Annotated in this window: 23 protein-coding genes; 6 read left to right on the top strand and 17 right to left on the bottom strand. The window is 48.7% G+C overall.

Annotated features, from left to right (window positions below; translation table 11 throughout):
• The first annotated feature begins 31 nt into the window (after positions 1–31).
• A complete protein-coding gene (locus ACXAGL_RS13065) occupies positions 32–448 on the top strand; it encodes a YhjD family protein (protein ID WP_027956510.1) in 417 nt (138 codons plus the stop codon).
• Here the strand turns inward: ACXAGL_RS13065 and ACXAGL_RS13060 are convergent.
• Positions 369–896, bottom strand: coding sequence for a competence protein ComK (locus ACXAGL_RS13060; protein WP_474991338.1), 528 nt, complete (start codon positions 894–896; stop codon positions 369–371). The genes ACXAGL_RS13065 and ACXAGL_RS13060 overlap by 80 nt on opposite strands.
• Before the next feature lie 288 nt (positions 897–1,184).
• On the opposite strand from ACXAGL_RS13060, the gene ACXAGL_RS13055 reads away from it, so the two are divergent.
• Positions 1,185–1,649: a DUF3939 domain-containing protein gene (locus ACXAGL_RS13055; RefSeq protein WP_474967821.1), complete on the top strand. Its 465-nt coding sequence runs from the start codon at positions 1,185–1,187 to the stop codon at positions 1,647–1,649.
• 307 nt (positions 1,650–1,956) lie between these two features.
• Here the strand turns inward: ACXAGL_RS13055 and ACXAGL_RS13050 are convergent, their stop codons facing one another.
• The 5 genes from ACXAGL_RS13050 to ACXAGL_RS13030 form a co-directional block, all read right to left on the bottom strand.
• The gene (locus ACXAGL_RS13050) at positions 1,957–2,892 is read right to left on the bottom strand and encodes a hypothetical protein (protein WP_474991337.1); all 936 of its coding nucleotides are present in this window, start codon (positions 2,890–2,892) and stop codon (positions 1,957–1,959) included.
• A gap of 84 nt (positions 2,893–2,976) precedes the next feature.
• A complete protein-coding gene (locus tag ACXAGL_RS13045; RefSeq protein ID WP_474991336.1) occupies positions 2,977–4,524 on the bottom strand; it encodes a bifunctional metallophosphatase/5'-nucleotidase in 1,548 nt (515 codons plus the stop codon).
• A gap of 126 nt (positions 4,525–4,650) precedes the next feature.
• Entirely contained in the window at positions 4,651–6,189 is a 1,539-nt protein-coding gene (locus ACXAGL_RS13040) for a fatty acid--CoA ligase family protein (protein ID WP_474967818.1), read from the bottom strand.
• Between the two features lie 144 nt (positions 6,190–6,333).
• Positions 6,334–7,335: a lipoate--protein ligase gene (locus tag ACXAGL_RS13035; RefSeq protein ID WP_474970362.1), complete on the bottom strand. Its 1,002-nt coding sequence runs from the start codon at positions 7,333–7,335 to the stop codon at positions 6,334–6,336.
• Between the two features lie 65 nt (positions 7,336–7,400).
• A complete protein-coding gene (locus tag ACXAGL_RS13030) occupies positions 7,401–8,132 on the bottom strand; it encodes an MBL fold metallo-hydrolase (RefSeq protein ID WP_474991335.1) in 732 nt (243 codons plus the stop codon).
• 124 nt (positions 8,133–8,256) lie between these two features.
• On the opposite strand from ACXAGL_RS13030, the gene yhfH reads away from it, so the two are divergent.
• Positions 8,257–8,385, top strand: a complete 129-nt coding sequence (gene yhfH / locus ACXAGL_RS13025; protein WP_084163219.1) for a protein YhfH — start codon at positions 8,257–8,259, stop codon at positions 8,383–8,385.
• A gap of 105 nt (positions 8,386–8,490) precedes the next feature.
• On the opposite strand, the gene ACXAGL_RS13020 is transcribed toward yhfH, so the two are convergent.
• The 5 genes from ACXAGL_RS13020 to ACXAGL_RS13000 form a co-directional block, all read right to left on the bottom strand.
• Positions 8,491–9,504: a LacI family DNA-binding transcriptional regulator gene (locus ACXAGL_RS13020; protein WP_474967816.1), complete on the bottom strand. Its 1,014-nt coding sequence runs from the start codon at positions 9,502–9,504 to the stop codon at positions 8,491–8,493.
• Between the two features lie 159 nt (positions 9,505–9,663).
• A complete protein-coding gene (gene hemY, locus ACXAGL_RS13015) occupies positions 9,664–11,070 on the bottom strand; it encodes a protoporphyrinogen oxidase (protein ID WP_474991334.1) in 1,407 nt (468 codons plus the stop codon).
• A 4-nt stretch (positions 11,071–11,074) separates the two neighbouring features.
• On the bottom strand, positions 11,075–12,007 hold the full coding sequence (hemH, locus tag ACXAGL_RS13010) for a ferrochelatase (RefSeq protein WP_474967814.1): 933 nt from the start codon (positions 12,005–12,007) through the stop codon (positions 11,075–11,077).
• A gap of 13 nt (positions 12,008–12,020) precedes the next feature.
• Positions 12,021–13,058: a uroporphyrinogen decarboxylase gene (gene hemE, locus ACXAGL_RS13005; RefSeq protein WP_474967813.1), complete on the bottom strand. Its 1,038-nt coding sequence runs from the start codon at positions 13,056–13,058 to the stop codon at positions 12,021–12,023.
• A 105-nt stretch (positions 13,059–13,163) separates the two neighbouring features.
• Positions 13,164–15,362 (bottom strand): transglycosylase domain-containing protein, encoded by a 2,199-nt coding sequence (locus tag ACXAGL_RS13000; RefSeq protein ID WP_474991333.1) that lies wholly within the window; start codon positions 15,360–15,362, stop codon positions 13,164–13,166.
• Between the two features lie 53 nt (positions 15,363–15,415).
• Here ACXAGL_RS13000 and ACXAGL_RS12995 point away from each other — a divergent pair, with 53 nt between their 5' ends.
• The gene (locus tag ACXAGL_RS12995) at positions 15,416–15,922 is read left to right on the top strand and encodes an antibiotic biosynthesis monooxygenase family protein (protein ID WP_474967811.1); all 507 of its coding nucleotides are present in this window, start codon (positions 15,416–15,418) and stop codon (positions 15,920–15,922) included.
• A gap of 36 nt (positions 15,923–15,958) precedes the next feature.
• Here the strand turns inward: ACXAGL_RS12995 and ACXAGL_RS12990 are convergent, their stop codons facing one another.
• The 5 genes from ACXAGL_RS12990 to liaF form a co-directional block, all read right to left on the bottom strand.
• Entirely contained in the window at positions 15,959–16,444 is a 486-nt protein-coding gene (locus tag ACXAGL_RS12990; RefSeq protein ID WP_474991332.1) for a thioredoxin family protein, read from the bottom strand.
• Positions 16,441–16,866: a disulfide oxidoreductase gene (locus ACXAGL_RS12985; RefSeq protein ID WP_474991331.1), complete on the bottom strand. Its 426-nt coding sequence runs from the start codon at positions 16,864–16,866 to the stop codon at positions 16,441–16,443. Before ACXAGL_RS12985 ends, ACXAGL_RS12990 begins: the two co-directional genes overlap by 4 nt.
• Positions 16,867–16,953: 87 nt before the next feature.
• Positions 16,954–17,580: a response regulator gene (locus ACXAGL_RS12980; protein WP_474967808.1), complete on the bottom strand. Its 627-nt coding sequence runs from the start codon at positions 17,578–17,580 to the stop codon at positions 16,954–16,956.
• Positions 17,577–18,641, bottom strand: a complete 1,065-nt coding sequence (locus ACXAGL_RS12975) for a sensor histidine kinase (protein ID WP_474991330.1) — start codon at positions 18,639–18,641, stop codon at positions 17,577–17,579. The genes ACXAGL_RS12980 and ACXAGL_RS12975 overlap by 4 nt, the downstream gene beginning before the upstream one ends.
• A gap of 12 nt (positions 18,642–18,653) precedes the next feature.
• Positions 18,654–19,394, bottom strand: a complete 741-nt coding sequence (gene liaF / locus ACXAGL_RS12970; protein WP_474991329.1) for a cell wall-active antibiotics response protein LiaF — start codon at positions 19,392–19,394, stop codon at positions 18,654–18,656.
• A gap of 207 nt (positions 19,395–19,601) precedes the next feature.
• Here liaF and ACXAGL_RS12965 point away from each other — a divergent pair, with 207 nt between their 5' ends.
• A complete protein-coding gene (locus ACXAGL_RS12965; RefSeq protein WP_474967805.1) occupies positions 19,602–20,039 on the top strand; it encodes a ferritin-like domain-containing protein in 438 nt (145 codons plus the stop codon).
• Positions 20,040–20,439: 400 nt separating this feature from the next.
• The gene (locus tag ACXAGL_RS12960) at positions 20,440–21,618 is read left to right on the top strand and encodes an amidohydrolase (protein WP_474991328.1); all 1,179 of its coding nucleotides are present in this window, start codon (positions 20,440–20,442) and stop codon (positions 21,616–21,618) included.
• On the opposite strand, the gene ACXAGL_RS12955 is transcribed toward ACXAGL_RS12960, so the two are convergent.
• Entirely contained in the window at positions 21,615–22,316 is a 702-nt protein-coding gene (locus ACXAGL_RS12955) for an EcsC family protein (RefSeq protein ID WP_474991327.1), read from the bottom strand. The two genes, ACXAGL_RS12960 and ACXAGL_RS12955, sit on opposite strands and share 4 nt — an antisense overlap.
• Between the last annotated feature and the right edge of the window lie 27 nt (positions 22,317–22,343).

Genomic DNA, 22,343 nt, shown 5'->3' with positions numbered 1-22,343 from the left:
GAACGTTTGTTCGTATTCGGAGGGGAATGACATGAGGTACTTAAAACAGAAAGAATTGGATCTCGCTTCCCGCTACTTGTTTTTATCTATGGCGGTTACAGTCATCAGGCAGGATCGGAAACACGTGGAACAGGGGAAATTCAAAATAAAGGAGCCGTACATGGAGCTGCTCGGTAAAATGGAGCTGGAAGCGCGCCAGGAAAGAAAAGAGCTGAGAAAACAGATGGATGCCATGAAGATCCAGGTTGTGGAGTCCGGACGCAATGATTCCTTCACGTCTTTTCTATTCCTTGCCCACGGCTATGAGGAAAAGCGGAACTACTTCAACCCGGCCATCCGCAAAAAGGTGGAAAACATTCTATTTGAGCTTATGAAAAGGTCTCAGCAATCCGGTCCGCCCGTCGCTCAGAGGCAGCCGGCCCATCACGAAAACGGTCTTCGAGAATAACGCGCAGATGAGCCGTGCGCTGTACCTGGTTGGCAAACATCCCGTCAGAAACAGGAAAATTGACGGATGTGCCCTGTCCGAAATGGACCGTCGTCGTTTTATCACGCTCACCGTTAAAGGTCCGGATATATTTGTGGGCGACCCAGGAGCATTCTTTTCGTTTCGGGGAAATAATAGGGAAGAAATAAATACCCATCGCTTCGGAGATGACAATCGGAGGTTTATGTGTGTAGCTTGTCAGTTGTTTCGTCCCGGCCATGCGCCCGTCCAGACTGCTGGCGAAATAACGGCAGGAATCATCCACGATCGTACTGGGAGCCGCGTGCACATAAAAGCGCTCTTCCCGCTCCACAACTTCGGTAAAGACTTGTCCATTATCCTGCTGGACAGCAACCAGCGCCATCGTCTTCGGATTGATTTCGTATTCTGTTTTCTGCACATGCGTCATCCACAAACACCCTTTCTCATTTAGACAGCGGTAACTCTCCCTGCAGGTCGATCTTACCGCTTTTCTTCTTCAATCTACCAAAAACTAAGAAAAAAGTCTAAACATTCTCAAAAAAATATCCATATCTGCTATACTACAGTTAACAGCCGCTGCCTTCGGGGTAAGCGTCTTTCTTTTCTTCCCCCTTCTGTCCGAAATCCGGATTGAGCAGTGTAAACACCTCAAGTTCAGGCTGACCTTTCATCACAGGCACCTCATTCCCTCCATTCCAAAGAAAGGAGACTATTCATGTGGAAACGTAAAAAGAAACCTTCACAAGCCGGCAGAAAACAAACATTGGAAGTCCGTGACTTATCGATCCATGATGTCCGCAAGGCCGTTCACGCCTTCGCTGATCACAAACCAGGAGATGTTCCCTTGAGCGTCCTCATCAATCAGGACCTGACACTGGACTATGACCTGCTGGCGCCATATCTCGAGGGACTTCCGGAGAAGAACTACTATATGTCCAGAGAAACTTATGAACTGTTCGAAGAAGACGCCCTTGACTTAGCTCAGGATCTGGACCTCGTTCAATATGCCGTGGATCAATACATGAAACAGACTCAGGAACTTCCTGTCATTGATCATGACCCTTTTAAACGGATAAATTATTATAAGCTGGAAAAACATGATTTGTTACAGCGCCGCCCGAATCGCGACTTTTATCTCACAGACGAGGAGTTTATGATCACCTATAAAAAGCCGGAATAATAAAAGACAAAAAAATGCCAATGCTTCATAGGAAGCATTGGCCAAAAGAGACGACTGGTTAACTTTTGAGTGAGGGAATAAATTGTTTGAAAAGTTCTTCTGAGAGGGAAGATTCTTTTCATTACACTCATCAGTAACAAGTTACTGACCCATTTACGACAACCAATCGCAAATGGTTTGAGATCAATAAGCATCACCGCTTATCTGTTTTTATTGTAATATATCTTCCGCTCATAATCACCGAAAAAAAGTTGCGGTTTCCCGCAACTCCTTGCGTATTTACTAAGAAATGACATTTGACCTTCCCTCACGAGGACTTGATCAGCTCGTCCTGCTCTTCCTTCCACACCGTCTCTTTCTTCTCATAATCCCGCTGCAGAGACTCGAGATCAACAAGAGAGTCGTGTGTCTGCTTTCGAATCCTGCGTACCTCTTCATGGGACTGCTGGATTTTATTCTGTACAAATAAATCCACAATCAAACCATCCAGAAAGTAATCAGCTATCGTCCATCCTTCAGAGATTCGGAGGTCCACATCGGCGAATTCGCCGATGTCCGCCATTTCATTTGCAAACTTCCGCAAATGCTGTTGGGCCATATGAACAGCTTCTTCTGCCTCATCCATTCTGGAATGCTTCACCGCTGTGGTGAGAAGACCCCCGCCAAGCATATCGGCCATTCCCCAGTTTTCCGCTTTCGTCAAAAACTCCGAAGCCGTCTCCAAAGCCTTGTGCGCTTCCTTTCCTGCCTGCAGGGCTTCTTCAATTTCTGTCCGCTCTGCAAGAAGCTGCGAGCGCTTCTCACTAATTTCCAGCAGCCGCTTTCCTTTATCACCGCCGCCGGAGACGAGCGCCTCTTTTCGTTCCTCGTACAGCGTACGATAGCGCGTCCGCACCCCGCTCAGGCTCTGCATCCGTTCTTCAATATGACGTATTTCCCCTTCGATGTCCTTACGGGACTTTTCAGCCTCCCGCCATTTCACACCAGCCTCAACCACTTCCTGCTTTTCTTTTTCCATCCGGTCCTGCTTTTGGCCGGTAAGGACAACGAATAGACGACTCAAACGAACACGCTCCAGCTTTTCCACATCCTCTTTTTCCTCCTCCAGTCTACGAGCGAAATGGGCTTCTTTTCCGCGTGCCTCCTGAAGCTCTTTTTCCAGCTGGTGATGTTCACGTTCCAAACGTTCCAGCCTATGTACGTCCTGTTTGGCTTCCATCAATCGAGATAATTGTTTCTCCACGTTTCATTCCCCCTTTCCTTTTTTACGACCCCACCCACATGAACGTTTCACATCCATGAAAAAAAGACTGCCGTAATAGGCAGTCTACTCATCCAACAGGTTGTTTTCAGCGATATGATCTGACACGATATCCACAAGAAGCTCACCTTCACGCAGGAGCTCCCCACGTCCGAAAGCTTCAAAACCATCTCCGCCGTAAGCCAGATACTGGGTGACAGCGACCGTATAGGTCTGCTCGGGATCGACCGGTTCACCGTCTTGATCCCGCAGGTTATATACAGAAATCACTCCGTCGTTCTTCTCCCACTCATATGTCAGCCCTGATGGCTGTACCCTGTTCGTCCGTCCTTCGCTCCACTGTTCAAGCAGAGCGTCTTCAATCTGTTCGCCGGTCATTGTCAGACTGACCCCATAATGCTTGAAAGGAAGCGAGGAGTGCAGGTCCACAGCTTGAATGGGACCTTGAGGGATACTTTGACGTATCCCACCGTGATGCACGAATGCCATATCCGCCTGCATCTTCTCCTTCAGTGAACCGGCTACAAGCTCACCGAGTGCAGAACGGCCTTTTTCGTCTTTCTTCCTCGACAAACCACGTTCCGCCTCTCCCAGCACCTGGTGATACTCCTCTTCGATCTGAGCCTGATACGGCTCCAGCAATGCCTTTGTCTCCTGATCCGGGTCCATCCCTTCGTGGTAGGTCACAATAATCTCTGCTTCTTTATTGACGATATCTTGAGTGGCCGGGTCGATCGTCAAATCGACTTTGGAAAATGCCCGGCCGTACGAATACGCCTGAACAATCAGCTTTCCATCTACTTCAATATCTGCATACGTATGGTTATGCCCTGCAAACAGGACATCAACTTCATCATCAATGGCTCCGGCCATCTCTACAAAGGACTCAGATCCTTTTGTGCCGGACTTGTCAGATGCAGCCGAAACATGGCCGAGAACAATAATGGAAGAAACCCCTTTATCCTTCAATTCCTGAACCGCTTCATTGACCGCCGTGACTTCATCCGTAATCCTGACGCCTTCCAAGTTCTCTTCGAGGACATAATCACGCGTGTCTGTCGTTACCACTCCAATAAAACCGACAGGCACACCTTTGATTTCTTTAATGATGTGGGAAGGAAGCAGCGGCTCTCCTGTCGATTCATCCACGACATTTGCAGCAGTATAAGGGGTGGTCGAACCAGAAAACGTCCCCGTCTGCTTATGCCATCCCCCGTCAAGCAGGCGCGTCATTTCCTCTACTCCCTCATCCAGTTCATGGTTTCCTAGTGTTCCAACATCAAAGCCCACCCTGTTCATCCATTCGACCGTTGGTTCATCCTGAAACAAAGAAGAAATTGGCGGACTTCCACCAATCATGTCTCCTGCGTGAACAATAAGAGAGTGAGGGTTCTCCTTCTCATAGGCTTTCAAGTAAGCGGCCAGGTATTCAGCCCCTCCCGCTTTCTTTCCATCAAAGGTCAGTTCTGCCTCCAGCTGACCATGCAGATCGTTGACACCGAGAAGCTGAATGTCCACGGGCTCCTCGGAATACAGCGTTTCAGCAGCCAGCAGAAAACCTGTAACAAGCAGCAGCCCCAACAGCAGCGGCATTCGACGTTTGAACGTTCTCATACACCCACCCCTTCCTTATTCCTCTTTAAAGTATCAAGAGAAAATAAACGGGGTCTTAAGTTCTTATAAATGATTGTTAAATTAAAGAAGCCGCTCCGGCTGAATGAAACCGGAACGGCTTAATGATTAAGAGCTGGTGAGCTGCTTGCGTAAGTTCTTTCTTAATATTTTCCCTGTTGTGTTCTTTGGAAGTTCGTGTAGAAACTCAATTCGGGACGGCCATTTATACTTGGCGAGCCGCTCACGGCAGAAAGCGAGCAGTTCGGCTTCCCGGAGAGACGGATTCCTGGAAACAACAAAACTGATGACCGTTTCCCCAAGCTCCGGGTGCGGCGCACCGACGACCGCCACTTCTGTAATGTCCTCGTGGCTGTATAAAACCTCTTCCACTTCTCTTGGATAGACATTATAGCCCCCGACAAGAATCATATCCTTCTTCCGGTCCACAATGTAGAAATACCCTTCTTCATCTACACGGGCCATATCGCCGGTATAAAGCCAGCCATCTCTGATTGTTACAGCAGTTTCCTCCGGCATTTTGTAATAGCCTTTCATCACGTTCGGACCTTTGACGATCAACTCTCCGACTTCGCCGACAGGAACATCTTCTCCTAGTTCATCCACGACGCGGTTTTCTACATTTTTTATATTTCTCCCTATTGATCCAGCTTTTCTCGGACGGTCCAGCGGGTTGAAGGCAGTGACCGGCGAAGCCTCCGACAATCCATACCCTTCTGAGATCCGTACGTGAAACTGCTGTTCAAAAGATTCCAGCAGGGATACAGGCAGCGATGAGCCGCCGGAGATGGACAGACGCATGTGCCGGAAGGTCTGCACCTGATCGCTGCCTGTCTGCTGCAGATAATTATACATCGTCGGCACTCCGGCAAACACGGTAGCTTTATGTTCATCTGCCACAGCAAATACTTCCTGAGGGGAAAACTTCGGAATGACGAGGATGGTGCCTCCATTCATAAGCGGTGCATTCAAACAGACGGTCAGGCAGAAAACATGGAACATCGGCAGTGTGGCAATGACCCGGTCATCGGAAGAAAACTCCAGGTAGTCCGCCACATCTGTGGCGTTGGAATATAAATTCCGGTGGGTCAGCATCGCACCTTTCGGCTTCCCGGTCGTTCCTGAGGTATAAAGGATGACTCCCGTGTCTTCATCCTCAAGGGGCGGTCCCTCAAAAGCCGGGCTGCCTTCCTCCACCGCTTTTGTAAACGATTTCATTTTTGGAGACAAGGAAGATGCGGACAAATCCATACCGCTGTTCGTATCGGCAGCAAAATAATGCTCCACATCGCTTTGGTGATCCAAATGTTCAAAAATCTCCAAAAGGACATCCATTGTGATGACAGCTTTGACATCCCCATTCTTTAAAATGTATCCAATCTCTGATGCGGTGTAGGTCGGGTTGATTGGGATAACAGTCGTCCCCGCACGGAGGGCTCCGTACAAGCCGATCATAAACAGAGGACTGTTCCCACTTACCAAAGCCACATGGTCTCCTTTCCCATAGCCAAGCCTGGACAACGTTGAAGCGAATTTCGTTACGGACGCATCGAACTCTTTGTAGCTGACCGAATGACCTTGAAAAATATAGGCATCCTTGTCAGGGTTTTCTTGAGCCGTCAGCATCAGCTGTCCGCTTAAATTCATGCATGCTCCCCCTTATTATGAATGAATAATCATTCACCATTTGTATTTTCTAATTAATTATAAAATACTGAAAACTTTTTATCAACTTATGTCTAAACGTGAAATAGGAAAAACCCGGCCCCCTCAAAAGAGACCGGGAATTTTTTAATAAAGGATGTTCAAAAAGTCTTCTTTTGAAATTTTCCCAAGGTAATAGGAAATATCCACCTCATCCAAAGCTTCAGAGATGGCCTGGCGTTCATACCTGCATCCGATCAATGTATCCTCGACTACATGGATATCACCGACACCGAAGAAATCTCCAAACACTTTTGCGTTCTGGATGGTACCTTTAGACACATCAAGACGGACATCGTAACTCCCTGCTCCTTCAATCCGCTTGGTGTGCTGGATGTTGAACTTCGGAGAACGGCCGTAGTTCCAGTCCCAGTTTTTATAGCGCTCATCGGCAAGTTTATGGATGTTGTCCCAGTCTTCGGCAGTCAGCTTATACTGTGGTACATCCTTCACATCCTCCACATCAAAAATATAGCGGAGAATCAGGTGTTTGAATTCCTCCATGGAAATCGGCTCTTCGAGAAATTCAGAGATGTTCGCAACGCGGCTGCGGATCGATTTGATTCCTTTGGATTTGATCTTTTCTGTTTTCACATTCAGCGCAGATACGACGTTTTCGATTTCAGAATCCAGCATTAACGTTCCATGACTGAACATCCGCCCTCGTGTAGAAAACTGGGCATTCCCTGAAATTTTCCGGCCATCCTCTGCGGTAATGTCATTTCTCCCGGACAACTCCGCATTTACACCGAGCTTTTTCAAGGCTTCTGTCACCGGCTTCGTAAATTTAGCGAAATCATGGAAGCTGTCTCCGTCATCCTTCGTGATGAAGCTGAAATTCAAGTTTCCGAGATCATGATAAACGGCTCCCCCACCGGACAGGCGGCGTACAACATGAATGCCGTTATCTTCCACATAATTGGTGTTGATTTCCTCCACCGTGTTTTGGTTCTTCCCAATTATGATGGACGGTTCATTGATATAGAACAGTAAGTAGGTTTCATTAATATCGAGATTTTTTAAGGCGTACTCCTCGATCGCCAGATTAATCCTGGGATCATTAATGCCTTCGTGGTCTATAAAAAGCATGGCTTTCATCCTTTCCAGTCCTTATTCCATGTACCATTGTAATCGTTTAGAAAAGGAGAAACAATCTATTTACTCCAGGATAAACCTTCCTCTGCGATCTGAATGGTTCCTTGAAAAACGTTCCGGGCTTCCTGACGCAGGCGGGTATGATCCCCGAAATGTGGAAGATGACTGAGCCAGAGCGTATCCACCCCGGCATCCCGGGCGATGGTGGCAGCTTCTGTACTGGTCATATGCCCCGGACCGGTCCCATCCATTCCATGATAGAAGTTCGTATCTGTAATCAACAGGTCCGCCCCTTCTGCAAAATCCCCCCACGGTTCGAAATAACTCGTGTCCGCTGTATAAACAATCGTGTTGTCCCCATCACTGATCCGCATACCATAACAAGGAACAGGGTGGGAGGTTTTTTGAAAGTCAATCGTGAATGGTCCGAGTTTCAGCGTTTCTCCAGGATCATAGCCGACGCCTTCTGTATACTGATGGCTCAGCCGCTCAAACTGTTGTTTGTCTTCTTTGTGCCCATATAGATAAAGCTTCTGATTCGTTTCATGCAGAGTGTTCTGAACGAGCATCGCGTATTGCAGCGGTCCGATATCCGCTATATGGTCATGATGGTAATGAGACAAAAGGACAGCATCAAGATCCATCACTTTTTTGTACTGCTGCAGTCGCGACAAAACACCACTTCCGCAATCGACAAGCATCGTAAATCCATCCTTCTCCAACAAGTATCCGGAGGTCGCACTTCCTGCCGCCGGATAGGCTCCCCAGTATCCGATAATCGTCACTTTCACATCATCCACTCCCTTTTTAAAAAAATTCCGCCTAAATATGCTTTGTTTTATAACAGATGGTTGATTTCTGAATATTGTTATAATACAATGGTTTTACATTAAAAATACTTGGAGGCGATTTACCATGATGAATGTTCTTGAGTTTTTCCGTAACCTGCCGAAAAAGCACTGTGCTCAATGTGGAAATGTCATTCAGGAAAAAGCCGACTGTTATGGTAATGTTTGCGACGACTGCGACCACCCTGCCCGTTAATTCCAGTATTCCACAAAAATCCATAGAGTGAACCTTTCATTTGAAGCAGCTGGCATCAGCTGCTTTTTTTTATGGATGCCATAAAAAAAAGCCATTCGTAGAAAACTACTGAATGGCTGCTTCTCTGCGTTTCGTTGAATTTCTTAATAGAAGCTGATGGGGATAGACATACCGCTTCGGTGCAATGGCTCCCGGATGAAGCAGCTGCTGTATGAGTACTTCCACCGTTTTATCCGCCATTTGTATGACCGGCTGCTGGATGGTTGTGACAGAAGGCACCATCAGGAGCGACACCATCTGATTATCAAACCCTACCACGGCGAGGTCCTCCGGCACCTTCCAGTCTGAGGAAGAAGCTTCATAGATTAAACCGGCTGCTACTTCATCCGATCCAGTAAATACCCCGTCAATATAAGGGAATTCGCTGCGAATCAAATGAAAGACCTTCTGTCCGTCACTGACATCAATCGCCCAGTCAATATTAAGCTCGTCGAGGAAAGGTCGTCCATATTCCTCCAACGCCTCAAGGAATCCCTGCTTCCGCATAGCTCCCAGATGACTTTCCGGCCCTCCGCTGGCGTACGCAATATGTTTACACCCCTGCTCCAGCAAATGAACAGCAGCTTCGTAGGCGGCTGTTTTATGATCCATATGAATCATTGGAATCGAAGCATCCTCCATGTATTCATTGCAGAACACAATCGGACCGGACTCCAGATAAGGCTCGACATCCTTCCAATCATTGATGAGGGAAGCCATAATCACACCATCCACCTGCTTTGTTTTCAGCAGCTGAAGATAGTCGATTTCTTTTTTTCTGGAATGGTGGGTCTGGCAGACGATCACCTGGTATCCCCATTCGGATGCTTTCTGCTCCATCGCTTCAATTAAGTTTCCGAAGAATGGATTGGTAACCCTGGGCAGCAGGACTGCTATGGTTTCTGTTTTCTGGCTGCGCAGGCGGCGCGCAGATGAATTGGGGACATACCCGAGGTCCTTCATGGCCTGGACTATTCGCTGCCGCTTTTCTTCAGTCACGTATGGCTGATCATTAATGACGCGGGACACCGTCGTCCTTGATAATCCAGCCAATTTCGCTACATCTTCAATCGTAGCCATATTCATTTCCCCCTTGATGCTATTTGAAAACGTTTCCAATTATTATCATACTAAGCCTTGTCGTTTCATGCAAGCCCTTTCATAAGGTTGCAGGCTTCTATAAGGAAGGCTGCATATAAAAAAAGCCCCCCGTTGATCCGGGGAGCTCTTCTCGTGCCATTATACAAAAAGATGTGTGAGAACCTTCTCTACGGCCGCTTCTCCCTGGTCAATACAGTCAGGAAGACCGATGCCGCGGTAGGAGCCGCCAGCCAGATAAATGCCGGGCAGCTCTTTTTCCATAGCTGCTGTAATATGCTGCAGCTTTTCCTTATGCCCCACCTTATACTGAGGCATTGCATCATGCCAGCGCGTCACAACAGAAAAATCCGGTTTTTCCGTAATGTTCATCGTTTTATTCAAATCCTTCAAAACGATGTCCTGGATTTCTTCATCCGTCTTTTCGACGATTTCCTGATCCGACGGCTTACCGACATAACACCGGAGAAGCACTTTTCCCTCTGGTGTCGAGTGCGGCCATTTTTTATGTGTCCACGTGCAGGCGGTGATGCGGAAATCGCTGTTTCTCGACACGACAAAGCCTGTGCCGTCAATATCCTTCTTAATGGCTGACGCATCAAAAGCCATGGCGACGTTGGCCACCGATGTGGCATTGGTATTCTTAAACGGCTCAAGAAAATCAAAGTGGGACAGCATGCGCTGAACCGCGAAATGGGGAACAGCCATAATGACAGCATCCGCTTCCTTCACTGTTCCATTACTGAGCAGCAGTTGATAGCCATCGTCCTGTTTCTCGATATGATTCACTTGGACTCCCGTTTGTACCGTTCCTGGATGCAGCTGCTCTTCGACCGCATCCACCAGGGAGCTGAGCCCGTGTTTCAGGGTACGGAACATGCTCGGTTTCTTTTCGCCTTTTTTACGCTTTGGGATGTTAGTGGTCCGACGCAGTCCTTTAATCAGGCTGCCATACTCCTGCTCCATCTCATAAAACTGCGGGAAGGTCGCCTTCAGGCTCAGCTGATCGATGTCGCCGGCATAAATGCCGGACAAAAGCGGCTCAATCAGGTTTTCGACCACTTGATTCCCCAGCCGGCGCCGGAAGAAAAGTCCAAGCGACTGATCTCCCTCCACCGTCTTTTTGGACTTCACAAGATCCATCGACGCTCTGATTTTTCCTGCAGGTGTGAACAATCCGGAAAAAAGAAATGGACGGATCCGCGTAGGAATCCCCATATAGGATCCCGCCGGCATCTTGTGAAGCCGCCCATTCACTAAGATGTAGGATTGACCTGTCCCATTGGGTACAAGCTCCTCCCTCAGTCCGACTTCACGGGCCAGGCGCCCGGCGCTTTCCTTTCGTTCCAGAAAAGAATCAGGACCGCGTTCAATCGTGAACCCGTCCTTTTTCACGGTTTCAATTTTACCGCCCAGACGATGGCCGGCTTCTAATAATGATACATCGAGAGGGATGTCTTTTTCGTCTGCTTTTTTCTGAAGGTAATAGGCGGATGTTAATCCTGTGATCCCCCCGCCTATAACTACGACTTGTTTTCGTTCCCCCATCGTCTTACTGCTCTTTCGCTTTATCCAGCACGACATCAGCTAGAGTGTCGATAAACTGCGGATGCGTATTCGGCATTTCAGGACGGTAATAGCCTGCTCCGATTTCATCACAGACAACCTTACACTCGTAATCGTTGTCGTAAAGAACTTCCAAGTGATCGGAAACGAAACCGACCGGCGCATACACGAAAGTGGTGTATCCTTTTTCATGATAAAGATCACGGGTAAGGTCCTGCACGTCCGGACCGATCCATGGATCCGGTGTATTCCCTTCACTCTGCCAGCCGATTTCATAATTGGTGATGCCGGCGGCTTCTGCAATCAAATCCGCCGTTTTCTTCAGCTGATCCGGATATGGATCGCCGCCTTCCAAAATCTTCATCGGCAGACTGTGCGCCGATACGATCAGGCAGCTGTTTTCTTTTTCTGCTTCATCCATTTTGCTGTATTCCGCTTCCAAAGCCTGCTTCCAGTAATCGATAAAGCCCGGGGCGTCGTACCAGCTTTCCACAGAACGGATAGTGATGCCGTGTTTGTCTGCTTCCTCTTTCGCACGTCCGTTGTAAGATTTTACGCTGTACGTGGAATAGTGGGGAGCAAGAACAATGGAAACCGCTTCGTCAATGCCATCTTCGGCCATCTGAGCCACCGCATCTTCCACGAACGGCTCAATATGTTTTAAGCCAAGATACATATGGAATTCAACATCCTCCTGTTTTTCATTCAACGCGTTCTGTACGGCTTCGGCCTGATCATCCGTAATGCGGGCCAGAGGCGATATGCCTCCAATGGCATCATAACGGTCACGCAGATCCTGAAGAAGCTCATCCGACGGCTTTCTTCCCCGGCGGATGTGTGTGTAATAACGCTCCAAATCTTCTTCCTTATAAGGAGTTCCATAAGCCATTACTAATAGTCCCATTTTCTTCTGTGCCATGCAGCTTCACCTCTTAGTTCTTTTTTGAGTACGTATGGATTAAATTGGTCAAACGCTTCAATGTTTCCGGTTTGATATCCGGTGTGACACCATGTCCAAGATTAAAGATGTGGGACGGATGATTTCTGCCCTCATCAATGATCCGCTTGGCCCGCTCTTCAATAACGTCCCAGTCGGATAAGAGAATCGTCGGATCCAGGTTCCCCTGCAGCGGTTTCGTCACCCCTGCGTTTCTAGCTTCTGTAATCGACATTCTCCAGTCCAGACCAATGACATCGACAGGAAGATCATCCCATTCGTGGATCAAATGACCTGCTCCGACGCCGAAAGTAATCAACGGGACATTTTCTTCCTTCAATTCAGAGAAGATCCGCTGCATCACCGGCTTGATAAATGTCCGGTAGTCTTCGACGTTCAGGGAACCTACCCACGAATCGAAAATCTGGATGGCTTCGGCTCCGGCTGCCACCTGCGCTTTTACATACGCAATGACCATATCAGCAAGCTTATCCATGAGAGCAAACCATGTCATCGGCTCACTGTACATCAGTGATTTTGTTTTGCTGTAGTTCTTGGAAGGACCGCCTTCAATCATATAGCTTGCCAGTGTGAACGGCGCTCCACTGAAGCCGATCAATGGTACTGTCAGCTGCTCTTTCGTAAGCAGACGGATGGTATCCAGAACATAAGGAACATCCGCCTCCGGATCAATGGTTCCAAGCTTCAAGATGTCGTCTTTCGAGCGGACTGGATTATGGATGACGGGACCGACCCCTTTTTTGATCTCGACATCCACACCAATCGCCGGAAGAGGGGACATGATATCCTTATAAAGAATGGCAGCGTCCACGCCGTACTGCTCGACAGGCAGACGTGTGACGTAGGCACACAGTTCCGGTTCATGAGTGATCTCAAACAATGAGTATTTCTCTTTTAGTTTGCGGTATTCAGGCTGTGACCGTCCGGCCTGGCGCATAAACCATACGGGTGTATGGTCGGTTTCTTCACCGCGGAAAGCTCTCAATATTGTGTCATTCTCAATTTTCTTCATGAATAAGACTCCTTTTTAACGTTCATCAACGACCCGTTTTCAACTATAACATTTATCGGAAAACCATGTCGCTGTATAAGTGGTTTGTCACGATTTTGTACGATTTTAAAAGTCCCAGTTCAGGCGGACAGAGTTGGACGGCTGTCCTTCTTTACCTGTAAGCGGGTCGGCGGGGACAATGTAGTAGCGGGTCTCATCAAAAACACTGAACGCACTGATGCGGAACTCCCCTTTGCCGGTCACTTCCCCGACTTTAACATCCTCTCCCTCTTCTTCCCTGAAAATACGGTAAATAATCCGTTCATCCTCCGGTATGCTCCACGTAATCGTCCCGCGCAGCGTAGCCAGTCCGCCCAGGTTGAGGTTAGCCTCCGCATCTGTAATCACCGGCAGGGAGACAGGATCAGGAAGACTTTCCACTCCTTCCGGCTGTTCAAACGCTGTCGCAAGCTCCTGCTGCTGGTCCACTTTCGTTAAAATGCGTTTCATCATGCGGGCCGGATAGGCACTGCTGCCTTCCAGACGGCTGCCTTCTTCATTGGAGTCATACCCCATCCAGACGGCTCCGGCATATTCCGGGGTATAGCCGGCAAACCAGACATCTGTATCCTGCTGCGTACCGGTTTTCCCAGCCAGGGCTTTCGGATAGTCGCCGGAACTTGCGGTACCATCCTCCACGACTGTCTGCAGAATTTCCGTCAAATACCAGGAGGTTTGAGCGTCAAACACCTGCACTTCTTCCGGCGTATGCTCATGGATAACCTTTCCCTCCCGGTCTGCCATCTGCTTAATGGTATAACTGTCTTTCTTCACTCCTGACTGGGCAACGGCCCCGTATGCCTCTGCCATCTGCAGGGGTGTATAGCCTTCAGAAAGCCCGCCTAAAGCAATCGCAAGCCCATCGTCCTTTGTAGAAAGACCCAGTTTATCTAAATACGTTTTCGCATAAGGGATGCCGATTTGATCGAGCAGCCATACCGCTGACACGTTCTTCGATTCTACAAGAGCTTCGTAGAGCGACACCTGACCTTCGTACTCATCGTTGTAGTTTCTTGGATTAAACTCACCAAAGGCCTGCCGTTCATCCGACAGCAGGGAATACGGGTCATATTCATCCATCATGAGGGCCGGGCCGTAGACCGCGAACGGTTTGATCGTTGAAGCCGGCGGCTGTTTTGAAAGAACCCGGTTGAAGTCCCCGTGCACATAATCCCGTCCGCCAACAGCGGCAGCAACGGCTCCCGTCCGGTGATCGGTAATCGTCAGCGCCCCTTCCACAGGACCTGCTGTCCCGGGAATATATTCGCCGTTTTTCATTTCTTCGGCAGCTATTTTCTGAATGACCGGATCCATCTCCACGATGATCTGATAACCGCCGCGCTTCAGTTCATCCCGTGAGATATGATACTTCTCAGCCGCTTCCTGAATAACGAGGTCGACGTAACTATTGGACCACGTCTCCTCCTCCGTATCTTCTTCTCTTTCCACAGCCAATGTCGTTCCCTGCATCTGTTTCAGTACAGCGGCATCTATGCTTCCTACGTCATACATCCGTGCCAGCACAACGTTCCTGCGTTCTTCAGCTGCTTCAGGGTTTTCAAAAGGAGAGTAGGTATTCGGTGCTTTCGGCAGCCCTGCCAAAAGCGCTCCTTGAGCGATGCTGAGATCTGAGACTGAGGTCTGGAAATAGTGCTGGGAAGCGGCTTCAATGCCGTACGTTCCCTCCCCGAAATAAATCCGGTTCAAATAAAGTTCCAAGATTTCGTCCTTCGTGAAGTTCCGCTCCAAATAAAGGGCGGCCATCACTTCCTTCGTCTTACGCATCCACGTCTTTTCATTGGTCAAAAACACATTTTTCGCCAGCTGCTGCGTGATGGTACTGGCTCCCTCCACCTTTTTCATGGCGATGATATCCTTATATACCGCACGTAGAATACCTTTAAAGTCTACGCCGGAGTGCTCACGGAAACGGCTGTCCTCCACGGCAGTAAAGGCTTCCTGCACATGATCAGGAACCTGGTCGATACTGACGACCTGCCGATTCTTCGTATAGATACGCTCAATCACTTCACCATCGGCCGTTTCCACTGTCGTCATTTCATCAAGGATTAAATCCTTCTCATTGACGACGAAACGCCCGCCGAAATAGATCGTCATAAAGCCTGCAAATAAGAAAAAGACAAGCACGCCAAGACCGAGAAGCGGCCACTTCCATTTCTTCACCCAGGAAGGAAGCTTGTCCCATTGTTTTTTTAATTTCACTGCAATTCGACCCTTTCTGTCTGTCACCTTCCAGCTTGCCACCCTTCAACCCCTATTGATACACTGAACGTACCGAAGGAAAGGAGACATCGCCTATGAAAGTTTCAATGACAAGTGGTACACTGGATTACTTAGCTAAACTGCGGGAGCAGCACCCTGACGCCTCCATCTTCTACATGCAGGATCAGGATAAAACCCTCGCTTATTATGAAGGAGACGGTCCTTCGATTTTCTCTGAGGGCCGGGATTATGAGACGGTCGACCGTGTCGGGGACGTCCAGTCGGAAGGGTATGTGGTTATGAACAACATCCCTGTCAGTGAAGAGGGACGTCCGGTGTTTGAGGATCGTTTCAAGCAGAGAGCGGGAAGCGTAGAAAACCAGGAAGGCTTCCAGGCCATCCGTATCCTCCGCCCGCTGAAAGGAAATACGTATGTTGTCTTCACCCAGTGGCGGAACCAGCAGGACTTCGAAGACTGGAAGAATTCCAAATCCTTTGATGATGCCCACAAAAAGTCCGGACCGAAACACGCGAAGAAACCTTCCTTTATAGACGGAGACGCCTATATTACACAATACCGTATGATCCAGCTTGAAGACTAGCATAGCAAAAGTGAGCGGCACATGCCGCTCACTTTTTTATTCTTCCTCTGCCCCATTGAGTACTTCATTCCGGAAAAATTCCTCGAACACCGTTTCCGGCTGCTCTCCGACAAGTCTCGCCTGCTCTTCGCCATTTTCATAATGGACGAGTGTCGGCGTTGATTCAATGCTGTACGCTGTCCACACATCAAACTCTAATAAGTTCATTTTTTTCATGTCGATATCCAGATCCTCTACCATCGGCACAAGCACAGGAGTTGTCCGTTGACAATGCGGGCAGGTCGGACTGTAAAAATACACGGTAACCGGATCTCCCGATTCGATTTCCTCCTCCAGCTCATCCGGCAGAATCTGATTCTGGTAATTCGGATCGTCCAGCTGATTGATTGTAGCCTGGTCCAGCTCTTCCTTCCCATAAGGGTTACCGGCTGTCTTTTGATTGTTCTGGTAATTGACGACAAAGATCAGGACCACAACGAGAACAGCCAGCACACTGGCGAAAATAATCATGCCTTTTTTCATGAACGATGACTTCCTTCCTTTTTCACTACAAGCACGTGAATGATAAAAATGATGATAAATGCGGTTCCCGCTAAAAACGGAATGGTGATGAAACCGAATAGATTGATATACTGGCCACTGCACGGCACAAGACCGCACGAATCCCCGGCGGATAAGGCCGGGATTTTCTGGAGGCTGTAGTGCCAGGCAGATACACACACACCGATACCGCTCATAAACAGCCCCGGCAGCGTAACCGCCATATTCTTTTTCACAAGGGCTGTGCCATAGATGAGCACGAGCGGGTACATGAGAATACGCTGATACCAGCACAACTCACACGGCGGAAAGCCGAGCACTTCTGAAAAAAACAAGCTTCCGGCCATGGCAGTCAGAGATACAGCCCAGATGACAAACAGCCGGCTTTCATGATCCTTCTTCATACAAGTCTTCCTTTCTCTCTCCTACCTGTCATTATACTCGTGTATTTATTGAAAACAAAGGATTTATCCATTTATAAAACACTCCCCTTACGCCTGCACAAGCCCATTACGATGGGCATAAACAGCCGCTTGTGTCCGATCCTGCACCTCAAGCTTGCTCAGCACATGACTGACGTGGGTTTTCACCGTTTTTATGCCGATGTAAAGAACATCACTGATTTCCTGGTTGGTCATCCCTTCTCCGATACACTTAAGAACTTCAAGCTCCCGATTCGTTAAATCCTCATGCAAGGATTTATCTTTCCGAAACCGGGTCATCATTTTCGTGGCGACTTTTGGTTCAATGACGTTTTCTCCCGCAAAAGCCTTCCGGATCGCGTCTGCGATTTCATCAGCCGACGAGGTTTTCAACATGTAGCTGAATGCCCCGGCTTCAAGGGCGGGAAAGACCTTTTCATCATCGTAATAGCTTGTCAGAATGATAATCCGGCACGCTTCGGTTTTCATAATTTCTTCCGTAGCTTCAATACCGGTTCCGTCCTCCATAATCAAGTCCATGAGGACAACATCCGGCTTCTGCTGCTGCACGACGGCCACTCCTGCTCTGCCGCTGGATGCCTCCCCTACAATATCAAGGTCCTCTTCCGTACTTAAATAAGCAATGACGCCTTTACGTACAACATCATGATCATCAACGACTACCACACGGATCATCCTGTTTCCCCCTCCATTGTAAAACGGACAGGAACACGCAGATCGATATGCGTCCCCTCTCCTTTGCTCGAACGCAGAGAAAAAATGCCGCCGATTTCCTCACAACGCTCCTGCATCGTTTTCAAACCATAGGAAGCTTTGTTTCCCCTTTTTTCTTCTACACGAAAGCCTGCTCCATTGTCGGAGATATGTAAAAAAACTTCTTCTTCATCGCTCGTACAGATGACTTTCACTTCATCCGCCCCTGCGTGCCGCAGAACGTTGGATAAGGCTTCCTGAACAATACGGAAAAGCTGATCCTCCATCGTTTTCGTTAGACCTTCCACATCCTCCATATCCACTTGAAAATCAATCCGGCACTTCTGCTTCAATTCTTCGATTAAAGCACCCACGCCTTCGGTCAAAGATTCTCCGGATAAATGCACCGGCCGGAGATGAAGCAGCAGCGCTCTCATTTCCGTCTGAGCCTGAAGCGCCATCTGAGTCATCTCCCCCACCTGCTCTCTCGCACGGACAGGATCACGCTCAAAGATCTTCTCAGCCGCCTGTGCCATCATCGTCAGGGCAAACAACTGCTGACTGACGGCATCATGGAGATCCCGGGCCAGACGCTGTCTCTCTTCAATCGCTGCCGCTTTATGGGCGGAACGGGCGAGCTCCCCTTTTTCGTCAGCCAGCTTTAAAAGGGCGTCCTTCTGCTGCTGCAGCTTTTGACCGAGGGTATTCAATTCATCCCCGAGCCCGGCAATTTCATCATCCTCCTGGAAGTAAATCCTGGACGACAGCTTCCCTCTCGCCAGCTGTGTAATCATTGTTGAAATATAGTCGAGACGCTGTTTCATATCCCCGCTCGAACGAAACCCGGCATACAGCGCCGTCAAAAAACCGATGAAGACATATACCACGATAAACAGCAGAACCGCTCCCGCTTCCAGCCACGCTGGATCGAACCAAACGTCAACGGACAGCAGGACAGCAAGCAGGATCAATGTATTTAGAAAAAGGCCGTAAAGATGAGAGCGGATGAACATATAACGTACACTGTTTAGTTTTTTCAGCACCGCTTTCCCCCCTTACACCTGAACCACTTTAATGGAACCGGCCGTTAATTCAATCTGGATGGTCAGTTTCCGGCGGGCTTCTTGGTAATCCCGTGTTTCATATTGAATGAAGCGGTTGATTCCGTCCGCCTTCTGGCCGGCCACCTTGATATCTCCGGCTTTCACTTTTGCGTCCACCCGAAAAGGCACCTGCTTTGGTACAAACATGCGCACATCACCGGCCCAGCCGGCCACACGGATCGGAATATCCTCATCTGGAATAAAAGCTTTCGTAAAATCGAACTTGTAATCACTAACCGCGCTCCAGACGTTCATCGGCTCTACCTTCCAGTTTTCTTCTGTAAAAGATAGATCCCCGACCGCCATCGTCCTGGATGCAGGCAGCGGTTTATCAAAATAGCGGGCATCGCTGCCTCCGCTTCTTCCCTTCATGATCCCAAACCCGATATACACGAACAACAGCGGCCAGAGCTGCCAGATATCCCAGAAACGGAAAGTCATCACTCCGAAACGGTCCAGAATCAACAGGACCGCAAAAACGGACAAAAATGACCCGGTCACCCAGCTTCCCGCTTTTTTAAAAAGAGCACCGCTCCACATTCTCAACCCAAACAGCAGAATGATAAACGGATAAATCATACCCCAGGATAGATTCATTTCCAGGGAAATGATGTTCATATTCGTTAACAAAAGAATGACTCCGGCCCCAATTAAAAGAATGGCCGCTATCCCTCTCCCAACAGTTGTACTCATCCTATCACCCTTCTCTTACGTAAATAATTCGACAAAAACAGTATAAAAACCTTTCCTGTGCCTGTATTCATTTTATCTGTTCCATGGAGAGGTGAAACCCCGCTGCAGAGGGGCACCCCTTCCGACTTGAGACGGAATTTCACGTTTAAATGGATAGCGGGAGGGAAAAGTAATGGGTGAGACTGAAATAAGAAAGGATGTTGTTGCATGGATGAAAAAATGAAAGCCCTCATTGATGGCTTGAATGAAGACCTCGCGCATGAGTATGCCGCTTCCATTATGTACACCTATAATGCGGCGGTCGTAACAGGACTTTACCGTTCCGTTTTGAAGCCGTTCTTCGAAGAGGAAGTCGCCGATGAACAAGGGCATGCCTTATATTTAGCTGAAAAAATCAGTACACTTGGAGGCACACCGACAACAACACCGGCAGAAGTGAAACAGCTGAGAGAAGTTCGTCCAATGCTCGAGGAAGCACGTGAAGCGGAGAGACAGACGATCCAGCGCTACGAAGAAAGAAAACAGCAGGCGGAGGAACTGAGCCTGACCGAGCTTTCCGTCAAGCTTGATGATATGATTTCAGATGAAACCCACCACATGGAAGAGATCAGCCGCCTTCTTCAGGATTCCCGGCTGCAGGATTAAACTTCTATCCACGGCACAAACCCGTACGATGAACAACCATCGTACGGGTTTTTTATGATCGCCGGACAACAGTCCCTCTTCACTGCAGTCTTTCTCTTTTAAGAAGGCACTGTTATTGCTTGGTGTTGTTATTTAACATGTGAGCTCCTATCATCCCTTTTTGTCATGGGATTTGTAGGAGGCGGCCTTGGGAATGACTCCCTTTCCCTGCCATCCCATGCTCTGAGTAAATAGCGGACCGGACCCCTGATTCCAGATGGAAACGATTTAGTAATCGTTTAAAATATCAACAAAAGACTTTAACAGAGCTTTTAAGAAAAGCATGCGTCCGGGATAAATTTGAGAATATTCAGAAGCTGTATTACAATTTGTACAACCACAACATAAAGGAGAATGCGACATGAGGGAGAATGTTTTTCAAGCCATCGACCGTCAATCCGACAAGATGGTGGAAACACGCCGGTATCTTCACCAATATCCGGAGGTTTCTTTCCACGAGGAGAAAACGGCGCAATTTATAGCAGATACATATGAAAGACTGGGCATTCCTTATGAAAGCCACGTCGGCGGCAACGGTGTCGTCGCCACGCTTAAAGGCGGAAAACCCGGCCGAACGGTTGCCCTTCGTGCAGATTTTGATGCCCTGCCGATCCAGGAGGAGAATGATGTTTCCTACCGCTCCAAGCATGACGGGGCGATGCATGCCTGTGGACATGACGGCCATACGGCAGCTTTGCTAGGCCTGGCCGAAGCTCTCGCCCCTTATCAAAGCGAACTTCCGGGAACCGTGCTGTTCCTTCATCAGCATGCGGAGGAATATGCTCCCGGAGGTGCCAAGCCAATGGTCGAGGCGGGAGCCATCGAAGAAGCGGATGCCGTCTTCGGAACGCACTTATGGGTAAATGCACCGACCGGAGTCATCCAGACGTCTAAAGGGCCGTTTATGGCTGGAGCGGACCGTTTTGAAATTACGATCAAAGGAAAAGGTGGACACGGCGCTCAGCCGCACCAGACGAAAGATGCCATTGTCATCGCTTCCCAGCTCGTGACTACGCTGCAGCAGGTGGTCAGCCGCCGGATTGACCCTCTGAAAACGGCGGTCGTTACGGTCGGAACTTTGGAAGCGGGCGGCACCTTTAACGTGATTGCTGATTCAGCTAAGCTGACGGGGACAGTCCGGACGTTTGATGCTGATGTTCAGGATCTGATTATCGGCGAAATGGAAAAAATCATAAAAGGTACGTGCCAGGGATATGACGCCGACTATGATTTTCTTTATGAAAAGGGCTACCCACCGGTCATCAACCATATCGATGAGGCTGAACTCATCCTGGAGAACGCTTCTAAGGCGGATGCTTCCCTCGTTACCGAAGAAGTGGAGCCCGTGATGGCCGGAGAGGACTTCGCCTATTACTTATTGGAGAAACCGGGTGCGTACTACTTTACGGGAGCTCAAATCCCTGATCATTACTACCCGCATCATCATCCGAAATTCGACTTTGATGAGTCTGCCCTGCCTCACGCTGCAAAGACGCTGTTTCAGGCTTATATGAGCTATCAGGAAAAACACCAGTCCTAAAGAAAACGTAGACGAAAGGACTGTACAGCTGTTTCACCAAGCTGCTCCAATAAACGTCCATTGGCCACAAAGCCGACGACGGCACCGATGCCGGGGACGATTTGGAGCAGCTTTACTATATCAAGCGTATCTCTGTACTCCATCTGAAGCGTTTTCCAATCCACATTCTTCTCCTCAAGCAGAACGTCCTTCCAATTCATCACTTTTTCCTTCGTCTGTTTCCTCACGTCATCGCTGGAATAAGCCAGCATAAAGACGTGCAGTAAATAGACTCTGTCCTCATACGAATGGATGTTCATTCCACACACCTGGGCCGCATCGAATAAAAACTTCATCTTGATACTTAACAGCAGAGGAAAGTCGGCAAGGCCCAGCCATATGCCGCCGAACCCCGTCCCGGCTCCTTCCAGTGAAGCGGTTCTTTTGTACTGCTTCAGCAGTTCCTTAATCTTCACCTCCCGCTCTTCCCACGTCCAGTGGTCTTCGACAGTCACAGGCCTGACGTATTCAGAGGTGGTTAAAGCGGCTTCCATCATGGAACGGACACTTTCCGTTATCACCTGGTGGATGCGGTCGGGAATCGTACTGTTGATCCGCTGCTGAAACGGCTTCGAGGTCCGCTGCAGAAGAGCAGACCGTTTATCGAGCGACCGGCTCCAGCGTACGGCTTCTTTCTTCACCTTTTGTTCGTAGTTCAATGAAGACCCTCCTTTTAAAAAGAAGGC

This window comes from Halobacillus sp. ABA4_118 (assembly GCF_056160205.1).
Note: the sequence above shows the minus strand (reverse complement) of the source record. Positions and strands in the feature narration are given on the sequence as shown.